Source organism: Bosea sp. ANAM02, from assembly GCF_011764485.1.
In the GTDB taxonomy this organism is placed as follows: Bacteria; Pseudomonadota; Alphaproteobacteria; order Rhizobiales; family Beijerinckiaceae; genus Allobosea.
Genome location: NZ_AP022848.1, coordinates 3,133,496 through 3,148,809 on the forward strand (window position 1 = coordinate 3,133,496; position 15,314 = coordinate 3,148,809).

12 protein-coding genes and 3 tRNA genes are annotated in these 15,314 nt (G+C 66.2%); 4 read left to right on the forward strand and 11 right to left on the reverse strand.

The genetic code is table 11. The features are described from left to right. Positions 1-31: 31 nt before the first annotated feature. Positions 32-1,339: an RsmB/NOP family class I SAM-dependent RNA methyltransferase gene (locus OCUBac02_RS15015; RefSeq protein WP_173046699.1), complete on the reverse strand. Its 1,308-nt coding sequence runs from the start codon at positions 1,337-1,339 to the stop codon at positions 32-34. A gap of 183 nt (positions 1,340-1,522) precedes the next feature. Between OCUBac02_RS15015 and OCUBac02_RS15020 the strand changes: the two genes are divergently transcribed. Both OCUBac02_RS15020 and OCUBac02_RS15025 read left to right on the forward strand, forming a co-directional pair. Then, positions 1,523-1,660, forward strand: a complete 138-nt coding sequence (locus tag OCUBac02_RS15020; protein ID WP_173046700.1) for a lipoprotein — start codon at positions 1,523-1,525, stop codon at positions 1,658-1,660. Positions 1,661-1,861: 201 nt separating this feature from the next. Beyond that, on the forward strand, positions 1,862-3,022 hold the full coding sequence (locus OCUBac02_RS15025) for a glycerophosphodiester phosphodiesterase (protein WP_173046702.1): 1,161 nt from the start codon (positions 1,862-1,864) through the stop codon (positions 3,020-3,022). 539 nt (positions 3,023-3,561) lie between these two features. Here OCUBac02_RS15025 and OCUBac02_RS15030 read toward each other — a convergent pair. Further along, positions 3,562-3,638 (reverse strand) — tRNA-Asp (locus OCUBac02_RS15030). Positions 3,639-3,753: 115 nt separating this feature from the next. Further along, positions 3,754-4,224: a hypothetical protein gene (locus OCUBac02_RS15035; RefSeq protein WP_173046704.1), complete on the reverse strand. Its 471-nt coding sequence runs from the start codon at positions 4,222-4,224 to the stop codon at positions 3,754-3,756. 116 nt (positions 4,225-4,340) lie between these two features. On the opposite strand from OCUBac02_RS15035, the gene OCUBac02_RS15040 reads away from it, so the two are divergent. Beyond that, positions 4,341-4,416, forward strand: a tRNA-Val gene (locus OCUBac02_RS15040). Positions 4,417-4,438: 22 nt separating this feature from the next. Here the strand turns inward: OCUBac02_RS15040 and OCUBac02_RS15045 are convergent. The 6 genes from OCUBac02_RS15045 to OCUBac02_RS15070 form a co-directional block, all read right to left on the reverse strand. Further along, positions 4,439-4,651, reverse strand: a complete 213-nt coding sequence (locus tag OCUBac02_RS15045; protein ID WP_173046706.1) for a DUF6525 family protein — start codon at positions 4,649-4,651, stop codon at positions 4,439-4,441. Between the two features lie 126 nt (positions 4,652-4,777). Then, the gene (lon, locus tag OCUBac02_RS15050; RefSeq protein WP_047580896.1) at positions 4,778-7,204 is read right to left on the reverse strand and encodes an endopeptidase La; all 2,427 of its coding nucleotides are present in this window, start codon (positions 7,202-7,204) and stop codon (positions 4,778-4,780) included. 446 nt (positions 7,205-7,650) lie between these two features. Further along, positions 7,651-8,922: an ATP-dependent Clp protease ATP-binding subunit ClpX gene (gene clpX / locus OCUBac02_RS15055; protein WP_047580895.1), complete on the reverse strand. Its 1,272-nt coding sequence runs from the start codon at positions 8,920-8,922 to the stop codon at positions 7,651-7,653. A 273-nt stretch (positions 8,923-9,195) separates the two neighbouring features. Further along, entirely contained in the window at positions 9,196-9,819 is a 624-nt protein-coding gene (locus OCUBac02_RS15060) for an ATP-dependent Clp protease proteolytic subunit (RefSeq protein ID WP_047580894.1), read from the reverse strand. Positions 9,820-10,246: 427 nt separating this feature from the next. Beyond that, positions 10,247-11,677: a trigger factor gene (tig, locus tag OCUBac02_RS15065; RefSeq protein WP_047573503.1), complete on the reverse strand. Its 1,431-nt coding sequence runs from the start codon at positions 11,675-11,677 to the stop codon at positions 10,247-10,249. Between the two features lie 137 nt (positions 11,678-11,814). Further along, positions 11,815-11,899: transfer RNA gene (locus tag OCUBac02_RS15070), tRNA-Leu, on the reverse strand. A 190-nt stretch (positions 11,900-12,089) separates the two neighbouring features. Between OCUBac02_RS15070 and OCUBac02_RS15075 the strand changes: the two genes are divergently transcribed. Continuing rightward, positions 12,090-13,526: a multicopper oxidase family protein gene (locus OCUBac02_RS15075; protein WP_173046708.1), complete on the forward strand. Its 1,437-nt coding sequence runs from the start codon at positions 12,090-12,092 to the stop codon at positions 13,524-13,526. Positions 13,527-13,768: 242 nt separating this feature from the next. Here OCUBac02_RS15075 and OCUBac02_RS15080 read toward each other — a convergent pair whose 3' ends face one another. After that, the gene (locus OCUBac02_RS15080) at positions 13,769-14,290 is read right to left on the reverse strand and encodes a gluconokinase (RefSeq protein WP_173046710.1); all 522 of its coding nucleotides are present in this window, start codon (positions 14,288-14,290) and stop codon (positions 13,769-13,771) included. Positions 14,291-14,297: 7 nt separating this feature from the next. Further along, a complete protein-coding gene (gene gnd / locus OCUBac02_RS15085; RefSeq protein WP_173046712.1) occupies positions 14,298-15,284 on the reverse strand; it encodes a phosphogluconate dehydrogenase (NAD(+)-dependent, decarboxylating) in 987 nt (328 codons plus the stop codon). Positions 15,285-15,314 lie beyond the last annotated feature (30 nt).

A 15,314-nucleotide genomic window follows, 5' to 3' on the forward strand; every position in this document is an offset into this window, starting at 1 on the left:
CCAAAGCCCATCGAGACCCCTCCGGATTTTGTTAGAGGCTCTTAGTCCCGCGCCGGAGGCAGGCCAGATAGAACCCGTCCGTGCCGGTGCGGCGCGGCGAGAGCTGCAGGCCATGAGCCGTGCCGAAGCGGGCGAGCAGGGAGAAATCGCTCTCGGCGCCCTTGAGCACGTCGATGGGCGCCAGGACAGAGAAGCCCGGATGCTTGCCGAGGAAGGCGCTGATCGCCTCGTCATTCTCCTCCGGCAGCACCGAACAGGTGATGTAGGCGATGCGGCCGCCCGGCTTCACCAGCCTGCCGGCCCGCGCCAGCACCTCCGCCTGATCCTTGATGCGCTCGGCCAGCGCACCGGGGCGCACGCGCCATTTGGCATCCGGATTGCGCCGCCAGGTGCCGGAGCCGGTGCAGGGCGCATCGACCAGCACGAGATCGACCTGGCCGGCGATATCGGCGAAAGGCTCATGGCCGCGCGAACGGGGAATGCGGACCTCGACGATACCGGCGCCCGAGCGCGCCAGCCGGTCGTGCAGCGGCGCGAGGCGGCGGCTGTCGAGGTCGGTGGCGTAGAGGCTGCCGCGATCGGCCATGAGCGCGGCCAGCGCCAGCGTCTTGCCCCCTGCCCCGGCGCAGAGATCGATCACGGTCTGACCGGGCTTTGCGCCGGCCAGCAAGGTCACGAGCTGCGAGCCTTCGTCCTGGACCTCGAAGGCGCCGGCGAAGAAGCCTGGCTCGGTCTGGAGCGAGGGGCCGCGGCCGTCATGCCCGGGCTGGAAGCGCAACGCGTCCGGCGACCAGGGCGCGGGCTCCGGCTGGAGATGGGCGAGATCCCTGAGCACGGCGTCGCGGCCCGCCTTGAGGCGATTGACGCGCAGGTCGATCGGCGCGCGGGCAGCCAGCGCCTCGCCCTCGGCAATGGCCGCCTCGCCCAAGCCGGCGCGGAAGGAGGGCCAGAGCCATTCCGGCACGTCGGCCTGCACCCAATCCGGCGCGCCTTCGACCGAGAAGGCGGTGAGCAGCGCGGTCTCGTCGTCGCTCAGCGGCTGCGGTGCGTGGTTCTCGCCGGAGCAGAGTTCCGCGATCTCGGCGACGCCCATCCCGCGCAAGCCGGCGAGCATGCCGAGAACGAGCGCGCGCGGCGTCTCGGAGGCCATCGCATAGCTCGACGAAGCCTTGCGCCTGAGCGCGTCATAGACCAGCGAGGCGATCGCGGCCCGGTCCTTCGAGCCGGCGAAGCGGCGCGACAGGCCCCAGTCCTTGAGCGAGTCGGCGGCCGGACGGCGGCGCTCGACGATATCCTGCAGCACCTCGATGGCGGCGCTGATCCGGGCGGCTGGGGTCATGACGCTTCAATCCTGGCACGGCCGGACGCGCTCCGGAATGCCGCCAAACGAGGCCGAATTGCTTTCGACCGATTCAAACATGACGCCGGGACATGAAGGACCCGGCGCCACGCTCTTGACGCGGTCGTTTCACAAGCGGAAAGACGATGCAACCGCATGTCGCGGCCAACGGGATATCCACACATGAAAAGCGCCAGCCGCATCCTGATCCTGAGCCTCGTCGCGCTCGGCCTCGCCGCCTGCGCCACCCAGCAGCCGGATTATACCCCGCCGGCCTCCAAGCGCCTCGACGCCAAGACCACGCTCGAGAACCGCCGCTGAGATTTGCGCGGATCGGGAGGGCGGCACCAGGCAGCCCCTGCCCGCGCCGGCGCTCGAAGAAAGCCCGCTTCGGCCTGCCGAGGCGGGCTCGTCGGTTTGGTGCAGCCACGAACGCGCTTCAAATCTAATCGCAGGCCTTCATGGCCGTGTCATATCGAGCGCCCTAAGGTCCCGCGCATTTCCGCTGGACCAGGCCCGATCATGACAAAGCATGTCCTTCTCTCGACGACGCTTCTTGCCGCTTTGACCTTGCAGGCCCCGGCAGCATTCGCGCAGGCGGCTCCGACGCTGTCGGGCCAGAGGCCGCTCGTCATCGCCCATCGCGGCGCCAGCGGCTATCTGCCGGAGCATACGATCGAGGGTTACAAGCTCGCGATCCAGCAGGGCGCGGATTTCATCGAGCCGGACCTCGTCTCGACCAGGGACGGCGTGCTGATCGTCCGCCACGAGCCGATGCTATCAGGCACGACCGATGTCGCCGAGCGCCCGGAATTCGCCAGTCGCAAGACCACCCGCAGGGTCGACGGCGTCGATACCACCGACTGGTTCGCCAACGACTTCACCGCCGCCGAAATCAAGACGCTCAGGGCCAGGCAGGCCTTCGCCGATCGCGACCAATCGCATAACGGCAAATACCAGATCCCGACCTTCCAGGAGGTGATCGACCTCGCCAAGGCGGAGGGCGCCCGCACCGGTCGCACCATCGGCATCTATCCCGAGACCAAGCACCCGACCTATCACGCCGCGCTCGGCCTCGCCTTCGAGGACAAGCTCTTGGACATGCTCAAGGCCGCCGGCTGGACCGACAAGACCGCTCCGGTCTTCATCCAGAGCTTCGAGACCGCGAACCTGAAATACCTGCGCCCGAAGACGCAGTTGCGCCTGGTCCAGCTCGTCGACGGCGACGGCGTCGGCAAGGACGGCAAGGTCACGCTTGCCGCACCTTTCGACCGGCCCTATGACTTCGCCGTGCTCGGCGACAAGCGGACCTTCCAGGACATGCTCTCGGCCGAGGGCCTCAAGGAGATCGCGACCTATGCCGACGGTGTCGGACCGTGGAAGCCCTATCTGATCGGCGCCATGCAGACGATCGGCGCCGACGGCAAGCCGCAGGACCTCAATGGCGACGGCGCGATCGACGAGCGCGACCGGACGCTGATCGCTCCGACCGACGTGGTGAAGGATGCCCATGCGGCCGGGCTCCTGGTCCATAGCTGGACCTTCCGCAGCGAGGCCAAACGGCTGGCCTCCGATTTCAAGGGCGATGCCGGCGCCGAGTACAAGGCCTTCTTCGCCCTCGGGCTCGACGGGCTATTCTCGGACTTCCCGGATCAGGCCGTGAAGGCGCGCGACGGGAAGTAGGTCTCCGACCATGGGAAGGTCCGCGGCGCGCTGCGTCAGGGACCTTTTGCATGAGCGGCTGTTGGCCTCCCCCGTGACAAAACTTGATCACAGATGCGGGTGGTCCGGCGCAGACGCAGTGCGCAATTCCGCACCCGATCGCCATCCCGGAAGGCAGCGGCGCGCAGGACAGCCAGGCGCCGAGCGTCAGGTGCGCCACTCAGCGCGGCGAGCGGCTTACCCAGCCCTTCTCCACGGAACTCTTCGCCGCGATCACAGGTAGCGACGCAAGTGCCCTCGCCGGCATGGATCATACGCCGCGCGGTCCATTCTTCGGCGGTGATGCGAGCGGTATCCGAAGCCCCTGTCGGATGGCGACCGAGCGCGAGCAGGCATGGAAGCGGCCTGCAGGCGGGCCGGAACGATAGTACGGAAGAGCTCGCTCAGCATGTCCATCAAAAGCGAGCCGCCCGATAACGAAGTGCGCTCAAATCTCAAACGCACCGGATCATCCGCTTCCAGCGGATTCTGATAAACGTATGCTAAGTCTTTGAACAAAATGGCGCGGGCGACGGGGCTCGAACCCGCGACCTCCGGCGTGACAGGCCGGCACTCTAACCAACTGAGCTACGCCCGCGCTGGGCGGCTGAGGCTTTCGCCGTCAGCGACGTGGTGAGTATTGCCCCCGGCCTGAAGTGTCAAGCGAGTGTCGCCGGCAAATTCACGCCTGGGGAAAAATATCCTCGCTCGACTTACGGATCGCTCGCGCCCGCCCCGCTTTCCGGCGACGCGAGGCAGGGATCGAGCAAGACGTGACGCTTGTCCTGGCGGTTATATCCGCCGCGCAGGACGGCCTTGTCGCCCGGTTTCAGGTCGCCGGCGCCATAAGTCACGCAGAGGACCCGGACGCCCGGCTCCGCGCAGACCGCGACATACCAGAGCGCGCCGTCGGTCCGCACCAGGCTCACCGTCCCTGCGATCGCCATGTCGACCCGTGTGTCGGCAGGAATCGAATCGGGCAATTGTGCCGCGATCGATTCGCAGCTTGCCGGCCTGCCGAGTTGCTCCGGCTGCGAGAAAGCCGGCCGATCGGCGAAGAAGGAATCGGGCAGGAGCGTCTGCGCGGAGGCCTGCCCTGCCGCGAGGGCGAGGCCCAGGCAGGCGATGATAGGGCCATCATGGCCCAGAGCGTGGCGGAGGCGGGTCCGGCTGCGCGTTTCCATGGCACCGGCAGGATGATGATGAAGATGGCGAAATTCGGCCTCTGGCCGATATTGGCGAGGCGCCCTGCCCGACAACGCTTGCGATGCGACCGCCTAAGCCTTAAACGCGACGCCGAGGGCGGTTAGCTCAGTTGGTAGAGCATCTCGTTTACACCGAGAGGGTCGGCGGTTCGAGCCCGTCACCGCCCACCATCATGCGGTCCGTCGCTGATCCCTAATACGCGGAGCGACCCGCGCGCCTCGCCGCGGCTTCGAGCCGGGCAAGCCGGCGCATCGCGGCTTCGGTATCGCCACGACCGATGAGCTTGCAGGGGTCCAGCGGATAAGCCGCTTGCGCGAGAGCGTGCCGCACCGGCGCCGGCAGGCTGTCGAACGCCGCCCAGCGATCCGGCTTCGGCCTCGATTTCGAACGACGACGCAGCTTCATGGCTCTCCGGCCTGGCGAGACAGGTTCAAGATGGGCCTGAGCAGGCCGTGCCGCAATCACGACGGGCCACTCAAACGAAACCGCCGGCGCTTGCGCGCCGGCGGCTGGTTCCTTGAAGACCGGAGGTCAGTGGGCGACGACACCCGCTGCATCATCGTCCCCGCCCTTGGGCAGCGGGGCCTTGAGATCCTCCTCCCAGACGATCGGAACCGGCTGGCGGGTCAGCGCATGCTCGAGCACCTGCTCCATGCGCGCGACCGGAACGATCTCCAGCCCGTCACGAACCGACTTCGGCAGGTCGATCAGGTCCTTGGCGTTCTCCTCGGGGATCAGCACCTTCTTGATGCCGCCGCGCAAAGCCGCCAGGAGCTTCTCCTTCAAGCCGCCGATCGGCAGCACCCTGCCCCGCAGCGTGACCTCGCCGGTCATGGCAACGTCGCGATTGGTCGGGATGCCGGTCAGGATCGAGACGATGGTGGTCGCCATCGCGATGCCGGCCGACGGGCCGTCCTTGGGGGTCGCCCCCTCGGGAACGTGGACATGGATGTCGCGCCGGTCGAAGAGCGGAGGCTCGATGCCGAAATCGACGGCCCGCGAGCGGACATAGGAGGCCGCCGCCGAGATCGATTCCTTCATCACGTCCTTGAGGTTGCCGGTGACGGTCATGCGACCCTTGCCGGGCACCATGACGCCCTCGATCGTCAGCAGTTCGCCGCCGACCTCGGTCCAGGCCAGACCGGTGACGACACCGACCTGATCCTCCGTCTCCGCCATGCCGTAGCGATAGCGCGGCGGGCCGAGATACTCCTCCAGCAGCGGCTCGTTGACCACGACCTTGGCCTTCTTGCCGAGCACGATGTCCTTCACGCCCTTGCGGACCGTGTTGGAGAGCTCACGCTCGAGATTGCGGACGCCCGCTTCACGCGTGTAGCGCCGGACCAGGGTCTGCAGGGCCTCGTCGGTGATCGACCACTCCTTGCCGTCGAGCCCGTGCTTCTTGATCGCATTCGGGATCAGATGCTTGCGCGAGATCTCGGTCTTCTCTTCCTCCGTGTAGCCGGCGATGCGGATCACCTCCATGCGGTCCAGAAGGGCCGGCGGGATGTTCAGCGTGTTCGCCGTCGTCACAAACATCACGTTCGACAGGTCGTAATCGACCTCGAGGTAATGGTCGTTGAAGGTCGCGTTCTGCTCGGGATCGAGCACCTCCAGCAGGGCCGCCGAGGGGTCGCCGCGGAAGTCCTGGCCCATCTTGTCGATCTCGTCGAGCAGGATGAGCGGGTTCGAGGTCTTGGCCTTCTTCATCGACTGGATGATCTTGCCGGGCATCGAGCCGATATAGGTGCGGCGGTGACCACGGATCTCGGCCTCGTCACGCACGCCGCCGAGCGACATGCGCACGAACTCGCGGCCGGTCGCCTTGGCGATCGACTTGCCGAGCGAGGTCTTGCCGACGCCCGGAGGGCCGACGAGGCACAGGATAGGACCGGCGAGCTTGTTGGCGCGCTGCTGCACGGCGAGATATTCGACGATGCGGTCCTTGACCTTGTCGAGGCCGAAATGATCGTCGTCGAGCACGAGCTGGGCGGCGTTGAGGTCCTTCTTGATCTTCGAGCGCTTGCCCCACGGAATGCCGAGCATCCAGTCGAGATAGTTGCGCACGACGGTCGCTTCCGCAGACATCGGCGACATCTGGCGCAGCTTCTTCAGCTCGGCCGTCGCCTTGTCGCGGGCTTCCTTGGTCAGCTTGGTCTGGGCGATGCGCTCTTCCAGCTCGGCAAGTTCGTCGCGGCCTTCCTCGCCGTCGCCGAGCTCCTTCTGGATCGCCTTCATCTGCTCGTTGAGATAATACTCGCGCTGGGTCTTCTCCATCTGGCGCTTGACGCGCGAGCGGATGCGCTTCTCGACCTGCAGGACGGACATCTCGCTCTCCATGAGCGACAGGACCTTCTCCAGGCGGTGGGCGACGTTGGTGATCTCCAGCACGCCCTGACGATCGGCGATCTTGACCGCCAGATGCGAGGCGACGGTATCGGCGAGCTTGGCTGGCTCGTCGATCTGCGTGACCGCAGCGACAATCTCGCCCGAGATCTTCTTGTTGAGCTTCACATAGCTCTCGAACTCGCTGACGACCGAACGGGCCAGCGCCTCGACCTCGACCTTCTTGCCCTCTTCCTCGGCCAGACCGGTGGCCTCGGCCTCGTAGAAGGATTCGCTCGCCGAATAGGACGAGGCCCTGGCGCGGCCGACACCCTCGACCAGCACCTTCACGGTGGAGTCGGGCAGCTTCAGAAGCTGGAGCACGCGGGCGAGCGTGCCGATCTCGTAGATCTCGTTGGGCTGCGGGTCATCGTCGCCGGCGTTCTTCTGGGTCGCCAGCAGGATGAGCCCGTCCGTCTTCACGACTTCCTCGAGCGCGCGGATGGACTTCTCGCGGCCGACGAAGAGCGGGACGATCATATGGGGAAAAACGACGATGTCGCGCAAAGGCAGAACCGGATAGGTGCCGGTCTCGCCTGTGACGAAAGGAGCGCGGGGCGTCGAGCCAGTCATGGCAGTTCCTTTGCAGTTGCGCCCGGCGGACCCCCGAGATGGGCGGAGCGATCGGACGTGTGCGGCCAAGGCGACCATTCGCCTCTCCGCCCTCGCGCTTCGCACCCCATAAGGCATGCGACTCTCGCAAGTGCACCTAAAGTGGAGACTTCCTCGCCGGCTTTCAAGCGAGGTATCCGGCCCATGCACCGCAGCGTTGCGTTGCAGGAAAGTCGTCCACCACCGTCATTCCGGGGCGGCCCGCAGGGCCGAGCCCGGAACACATGCACACGCCCCTGCCGCGCAGACTGCCCGCGCCTTCGCGAGAGCCGTCATGTGCATGGGTTCCGGGCTCGTTGCTGCGCAATGCCCCGGAATGACGGCGAGGTTCCATTTCGAACCTCATCCCATCTCAAACGCAAAACGCGCGCCAATGGCGCGCGTCGCGTTGTCGCGATCAGTGAGAATCAGGAGGCCGAGGCAGCCTTCGTCTCGTCCTCGCGCTCCGCATAGATGAAGAGCGGGCGGGCCTTGCTTTCCACTGCCTCGGGCCCGATCACGACCTGCTCGACCCCTTCGAGGCCAGGCAGTTCATACATCGTCTCCAGGAGGATGCCTTCCATGATCGAGCGCAGGCCGCGGGCGCCGGTCTTCCGCTCGATCGCCTTGCGGGCGATCAGGCTGACGGCCTCGTCGGTGAAGGTGAGCTGGGTGTCCTCCATCTCGAACAGGCGCTGATACTGCTTAACCAGCGCGTTCTTCGGCTCGGTCAGGATGGTCTTCAGCGCCGCCTCGTCGAGATCCTCCAGCGTCGCCAGGACCGGCAGGCGGCCGACAAATTCCGGGATCAGACCGAACTTCAGGAGATCCTCGGGCTCGACCTCGCGGAAGATCGCGCCGGTGCGGCGATCATCGGGAGCCTGAACCTTGGCGCCGAAACCGATCGAGGTGCCCTTGCCGCGGCCCGAGATGATCTTGTCGAGGCCGGCGAAGGCGCCGCCGCAGATGAACAGGATGTTCGTGGTGTCGACCTGCAGGAACTCCTGCTGCGGATGCTTGCGCCCGCCCTGCGGCGGGACGGAGGCGACGGTGCCTTCCATGATCTTGAGCAGCGCCTGCTGGACGCCCTCGCCCGAGACGTCGCGGGTGATCGAGGGATTGTCCGACTTGCGGCTGATCTTGTCGATCTCGTCGATATAAACGATGCCGCGCTGCGCCCGCTCGACATTGTAGTCGGAGGCCTGGAGCAGCTTGAGGATGATGTTCTCGACGTCCTCGCCGACATAGCCGGCCTCGGTCAGCGTCGTCGCATCGGCCATGGTGAAGGGCACGTCGAGGATACGGGCGAGCGTCTGCGCCAGCAGCGTCTTGCCCGAGCCGGTCGGCCCGATCAGCAGGATGTTCGACTTGGCGAGCTCGACATCGTTCTGCTTCGTCGCGTGCGAGAGGCGCTTGTAGTGGTTGTGCACCGCCACCGAGAGCACCTTCTTGGCGTGCTCCTGGCCGATGACGTAATCGTCGAGGACCTTGCGGATCTCCTTGGGGGTCGGCACGCCATCCTTCGACTTCACCAGCGCGGATTTCGATTCCTCGCGGATGATGTCCATGCAGAGCTCGACGCATTCATCACAGATGAACACGGTCGGGCCCGCGATGAGCTTGCGAACCTCATGTTGGCTCTTGCCGCAGAAAGAGCAGTAGAGGGTGCTCTTCGAGTCGCCGCCGGGCTTGTTAGCCATTGTCCATCTCCAGTTCCGGAGACCGGGACCACACCCGCCGCGGCAGATGCAACCGTCGTCTCTCCGTCATACATAAGCGCTCAGATCACGATGATTAGGTTAACGACCCGTTCCGGTACATTCGGATACGCCGGGTCGATCCAAACCGGATCATAGTGGAGCGCATGTCCGCTCACCCCCGACCCCATGCAACCACGGGGCCGATCCCTGTTCAATATGGCCTCTGCGGGCCGGCACGCCAACCCACAGCTTCGAGACCGTGGATCAGGCGCCTCAGGCCGCCTCTTCCGGCCGCTTCTCGATGACCTGGTCGATCAGCCCGAATTCCCTGGCCTGCTCGGCTGTCATGAAGTTGTCGCGCTCCAGCGCGTTGTGGATGTCCTCGTAGGGACGGCCGGTGTGCTTCACGTAAATTTCATTGAGCCGCTTCTTCAGGCTCTCGACCTCCTTGGCGTGGATCAGGATGTCGGTGACCTGGCCCTGATAGCCGCCGGAGGGCTGGTGAACCATGATGCGCGCGTTCGGCAGGGCGAAGCGCATGTCCTTGGCGCCGGCCGTCAGCAGGAGCGAGCCCATCGAGGCGGCCTGGCCGACACAGAGCGTCGTCACCGGGCAGCGGATGAACTGCATGGTATCGTAGATCGAGAGGCCGGAGGTGACCACGCCGCCCGGCGAATTGATGTAGAAGGAGATTTCCTTCTTGGGGTTCTCGGCCTCGAGGAACAGGAGCTGCGCCACGATCAGCGAGGCGGAGTAATCCTCGACCGGGCCGGTCAGGAAGATGATGCGCTCGCGCAGCAGGCGCGAATAGATGTCGAAGGCGCGCTCGCCGCGGCTCGACTGCTCGACCACCATCGGGACGAGATTGTTATAGGTCTCGATCGGATCGCGAAGCATGGATCTGTCCTTGAGATGAAGGCGCCGGGAAACCCGCGCAATGTCGAATCGGCAGCGTAAGAGGCTGTTATGAACCATGGAAGGGGATTTGATGAGGTGAAAAAGATGGAGATGGGAGGAGCATCGCGCCGCCGATACGTCCGTATCGGCAAGCGGTGCGACGCTGCAGCTCCATCGTTTTCACCTCACCCGCAGGGCGCGGCGATTTTGCGCGACTGCCGTGTCGTCCTTCGTAGCAAGCCGGAAGGCTTGCGTCCTCGAACTCCTTGCATTCGCGCAAAATCGCCTGCGTCAAATCCCCTTCCATGGTTCATAACAGCCTCAAGGCAGCCACCCACATAAGCACGGCCATCGCGGCTGAAAAGGGAAGCGCCGCCGGTCGCGAAGGCCGGCGGCGCGATAGCTGTCGTTAAGGTTGCCGCGAAGCTCAGGCAGACGCGTCGTCGGCCTTGGCTTCGGCCTTCTTCGTCTTCTTGGCAGCGGCCTTCTTCGGCTTGGCCTCGGCGGCTTCCTCGGCGTCGTCGTCGGCATAGAGCGCCTCGCGCGAAACCGTCTGGTCCTCGACCTTCACCTGGCCGAGCAGGTGGTCGACGACCTTCTCCTCGAAGATCGGGGCGCGAATCTCGGCCAGAGCCTGCGGGTTCTTGCGATAGAAGTCCCAGACTTCCTTCTCCTGGCCCGGGAACTGGCGGGCGCGCTCGATCAGGGCCTGGGTGACCTCGTCATCGGAGATCTGGACCTTGGCCTGCTCGCCGATCTCGGCCAGCACGAGGCCCAGGCGCACGCGGCGCTCGGCGATCTTGCGGTAGTCGGCGCGGGCGGCGTCCTCGGTGGTGTCCTCGTCGGCGAAGGTCTTGTTGGCCTGTTTCATGTCGGCCTCGACCTGGCTCCAGACGCTGGCGAACTCCTGCTCGACCAGGGTCGGGGGCAGTTCGAAGGTGTACTTGCCGTCGAGCGCGTCGAGCAGGCCCTTCTTGAGCTTGCGGCGCGACTGGGCGGTGAAGTCACGGCCGATCTGCTCGCTCACCGCTTCCTTGAGCTTGTCGAGCGACTCCATGCCGAAGGCCTTGGCCAGCTCGTCATTGATCTCGATGGCGTCCGGGCCCTGCACGTCGGTGACGGTGACCTCGAACTCGGCCGGCTTGCCGGCGAGGTTCTCGGCCGCGTAGTTCTCGGGGAAGGTCACCTTGACGGTACGGGTCTCGCCGGTCTTGGCGCCTTCGAGCTGCTCCTCGAAGCCCGGGATGAACTGGCCGGCACCGAGATCGAGCGGGATGCCTTCGCCCGTACCGCCGTCGAACTTCTCGCCGTCGAGCGTGCCGACGAAGGAGATGATCAGGCGGTCGCCCTTCTCGGCCTTCGCCTTCTCGCCCTTCGAGGTGTAGCTGCGGTTGCCGGAGGCCATGCGCAGCAGCGCGGCGTCGACATCGGCGTCCGGAACCTCGGCGACCGGCTTCACCAGCGAAACGTCGGAGAGGTCGGCGAGCTCGATCTTCGGGAGAACCTCAAGCGCGACGGTGAAGGCGAGGTCGCCCTTGGCCTCCATCGCGGCCTCGATCTCTTCCTTGTTCTCGGGGAAGCGGATCTGCGGCTCGAAGGCGAGCTTCAGGTTGTTGTCGGCGACGATCTTCTGGTTCGCCTCGTTGACGGCGTTCTGCAGCACGTCGGACATCACCGAACGGCCATAGAGGCGGCGCAGATGCGCGACCGGCACCTTGCCCGGGCGGAAGCCGTTGATCCGCGCCTTGCCCTGCAGGTCCTGGAGGCTGCCATCGAGCCTGGTCTTCAGGTCGGCGGCGTTCAGCACCACCTGGAATTCGCGCTTGAGGCCCTGGGACAGGGTTTCGGTCACGTTCATTTTTGTACCGCCAACAGCTCGTTTACGTCTCAATGTCCAAAGCGCGACGCCGGTCCGACCGCCGCCGCGCTCGCGAAAAACTCTTCAAATCGATCATCGTTTTCGCGCCCTGAGGGGCACGCGATGATCGAGACCGATGGTGCGGGCGGAGGGACTCGAACCCCCACGACTTTCGCCGCTGGTACCTAAAACCAGTGCGTCTACCAATTCCGCCACGCCCGCCGGTCCGATAGCGCTTACGCGCGAGCAAACGCAGCGCGGCCATCGTCAAGCCGCAGGCCTATACGCATTTCGGCCGGGCCATGCAGCAAAAAAATGACGGTTCTGCAAAACAGGCCGCCCACAGCGCTTTTCGGAGCCGGGCCCGGCCCGGCTCTCGCCAGAACCGGCCGGCCGGATTATGCGATAGGCGATGACGAAGCCACCCGCCGCCCCCCGCCCCTCATTCACGCGCCGCCATCTGCTGGCGGGGCTCGGTGGCACCTGCCTGATCGCGCCATCGGCGGGATTCGCGCAAGCTCCCGCCCCGGCCGCCAAGCCGGCCAGCGAGCTGCGGCGGCAGACGCTTGTCGCCGCCCCGGCGAAGGCCCGGCTGCGCCCCTCGCCGCCGGTCGATACCGAAATCTGGGCCCTCGACGGCGCAACGCCCGCCCCGCCCTTGCGAATCAAGCAGGGCGAGACGCTGGCGCTGAGGCTCGAGAACAAGACGACGGCGCCGCTCGACCTGCATTGGTACGGCTTGCGCGGCGAGGCCGAGCGCGACGGCGGCGCCAGCTTCACGCGCCCGCCGATCGCGCCAGGCGATACCGGCGAGTTCCGGATCACGCCGCCGGATTCGGGCACCCTGCTCTATCGCCCGCTTCGGGCCGGCATCTCATCCGAACCGGCCGGCCGCGGCTTGAGCGGGCTCGTCATCGTCGAAGAGAAGGAGCCGCTTTCGGTCGATCTCGACCTGCCCGTCCTCATCACCGACTGGCTGATCGGCGACGACCAGGCGCTCCAGCCTTTCGTGCTGCAGGGCAATGCCTCGGCCTCGGCCGGGCGCCTCGGCAGTTGGCTGACCGTCAACGGCCGCTCGCCGCCGCAGCCGGTCACGGCCCGGCCCGGCGCGCGTGTCCGCCTCAGGCTCGCCAATGCCTGCAATGCCCGGATCATGCGATTGCGCTTCGACGGCGGCAAGACGACCGTGATCGCGGTCGACAGCCAGCCCACCGAGAGTTTCGAGCCGGTGCGCTCGCAACTGCCCTTCGCGCCAGGCACGCGCTACGACGTCATCCTCGACCTGCCGATCGAGGTCGGCGCCGCCGTCAATGTCAGCGCGCTGATCGGCGGCGGGCTGCCGCTGGTGAGGATCGTGACGGCGGGCCAGCCGCAGGTGCCCCCGGCGGCCACACCGGCCCTCAAGCTCAACCCGGCCCTGCCGCTCGGCGTGCGGATGCAGGATGCGCTGCGGCCCGAACTCGTCGTCGAGGGCGGCGCCAGGCTGACCGAGGACCAGAAGCTCGACTTCACCGGGCTCGATCTCGCCAGCCCCTGGCGGGTCAATGGCGGCACAGGCTCGTTCGAGGGCAAGCCGCTGTTCAGCGTCAAGCGCGGCACGCCGATCGTCATGGCGATCGACAACCGCACCGCCTTCGTCCAGCCGTTCCACGTCCACGGCCACAGCTTCCGGCTGCTGCACCCGCTCGACGACGGCTGGGAGAACTATTTCCTCGACACCGTGCAGATCCCCGAGCGCAGAAAGCTGCACATCGCCTTCATCGCCGACAATCCCGGCCGTTGGCTCATTTCGTCGACGGTGCTGGAGCGCTTCGACCTCGGGCTGTGGAGCTGGTTCGAGGTGACGTGAGGATTCCTCCTCCGTCATTCCCGGGCAGGCCGAAAGCCTGAGCCTGGAACCCATGAACACAGCGCTCCCGTCATGGTCGGGCTTGTCCCGACCATCCACGCCTTCGCCGATCGAGGGCGGTGTTCAAGACGTGGATGCTCGCCACAAGGGCGAGCATGACGAAAGCTTGAATAGCGCCGTGTTCATGGGTTCCGGGCTCTTCGCTGCGCAAAGCCCCGGAATGACGGCAATGGTTCAGCCGTCTACAACCCCAGCCGCTCGACCACGTCCTGCACGATCGCATCCTTGCTATCCTCGACCGAGACGACGAGCGGCTTCTCGTCCTCGCCCGGCTCCTCCAGCGCGGCGAACTGGCTGTCGAGCAGGGCCGGCGGCATGAAATGGTGCTGGCGGGCGGCCATGCGCCGGCCGATCAGCTCGCGCGAGCCCTTGAGATAGACCAGGCGCACATCCGGCCGATCGCCGACGATCACCTGCCGATAGGCGCGCTTCAGCGCCGAGCAGGTGACGATGCCGTGCCCGCCCTCGGCCCGCAGATCGTCGATCCAGGCGGCGATCGCCGCGAGCCAGGGCTTGCGGTCGTCGTCGTCGAGCGGCGTGCCGCCGGCCATCTTGGCCACGTTCTCGGGCGGATGGAAGGAATCGGCGTCGCGGAAGGGCCAGCCGAGGCGCTCCGCCAGCCGCTCGCCGAGCGAGGTCTTGCCCGAGCTCGCGACGCCCATGACGACGATGACGGCCGGACGACCGCCGCTTGCTGCCTCCATCACCGTCTCAGCCCTGCTTCTTGGGCTCGACATGGCCGCCGAAGCCGGCGCGCATCGCCGAGAGGATCTTCTCGCCGAAGGTGTGGTCCACGCGCGAGCGGAAGCGCGCGAACAGCGCCGAGGTCAGTACCTCCGCCGGGGTCGCGGTCTCGACGGCGGCATCGACCGTCCAGCGGCCCTCGCCGGAATCCGAGACATTGCCGGTATAGGAGGAGAGTTCCTCGTCGGCGGCCAGAGCCTCGGCGGTGAGATCAAGCAGCCAGGAGGTGACGACAGAGCCGCGACGCCAAACCTCGGCGATCTCCGCCACGTCGAAATCGAAGCCGTATTCGGCCGGCAGGCCTTCCTTGGCCGAGGCGTTGCGCAAGAGGTCGAAACCCTCCGCGAAGGCCTGCATCATGCCGTATTCGATGCCGTTATGGATCATCTTGACGAAATGGCCGGAGCCGGTCGGGCCGCAATGGAGATAGCCCTGCTCGCTCGTCGGGTTGCGGCCCTCGCGATGCTTTGTCGGCTCGATCTCGCCCTTGCCGGGCGCCAGCGTGGCGAAGATCGGCTCCAGCCGGTCGAAGGCCGCCTTGTCGCCGCCGATCATCAGGCAATAGCCGCGATCGAGGCCGTGGACGCCGCCGGAGGTGCCGATATCCATGTAGTGGATGCCCTTGACCGCGAGCTCCTTACCGCGGCGGACGTCGTCCTTCCAGAAGGCGTTGCCGCCGTCGATCAGCGTATCGCCTGAAGAGACGAGACCGGCGAGCTCGGCCAGCGTCGCCTCGGTGATCTTGCCGGCCGGCAGCATCACCCAGATGGCGCGCGGCGCCTTGAGCTTGGCGACCATGTCCTTGAGGTCGCTGGCCAGCGTTGCGCCGTCCGTGGCGAGCGCCTGACCCGGCTTCGGATCGCGATCATAGACTACGCATTCATGGCCGGCGCGCATCAGCCGGCGCACGATATTGCCCCCCATACGGCCGAGGCCGATCACTCCAAGCTGCATCTCAGACACTCCGCAAAGCCGGCTTCCGCT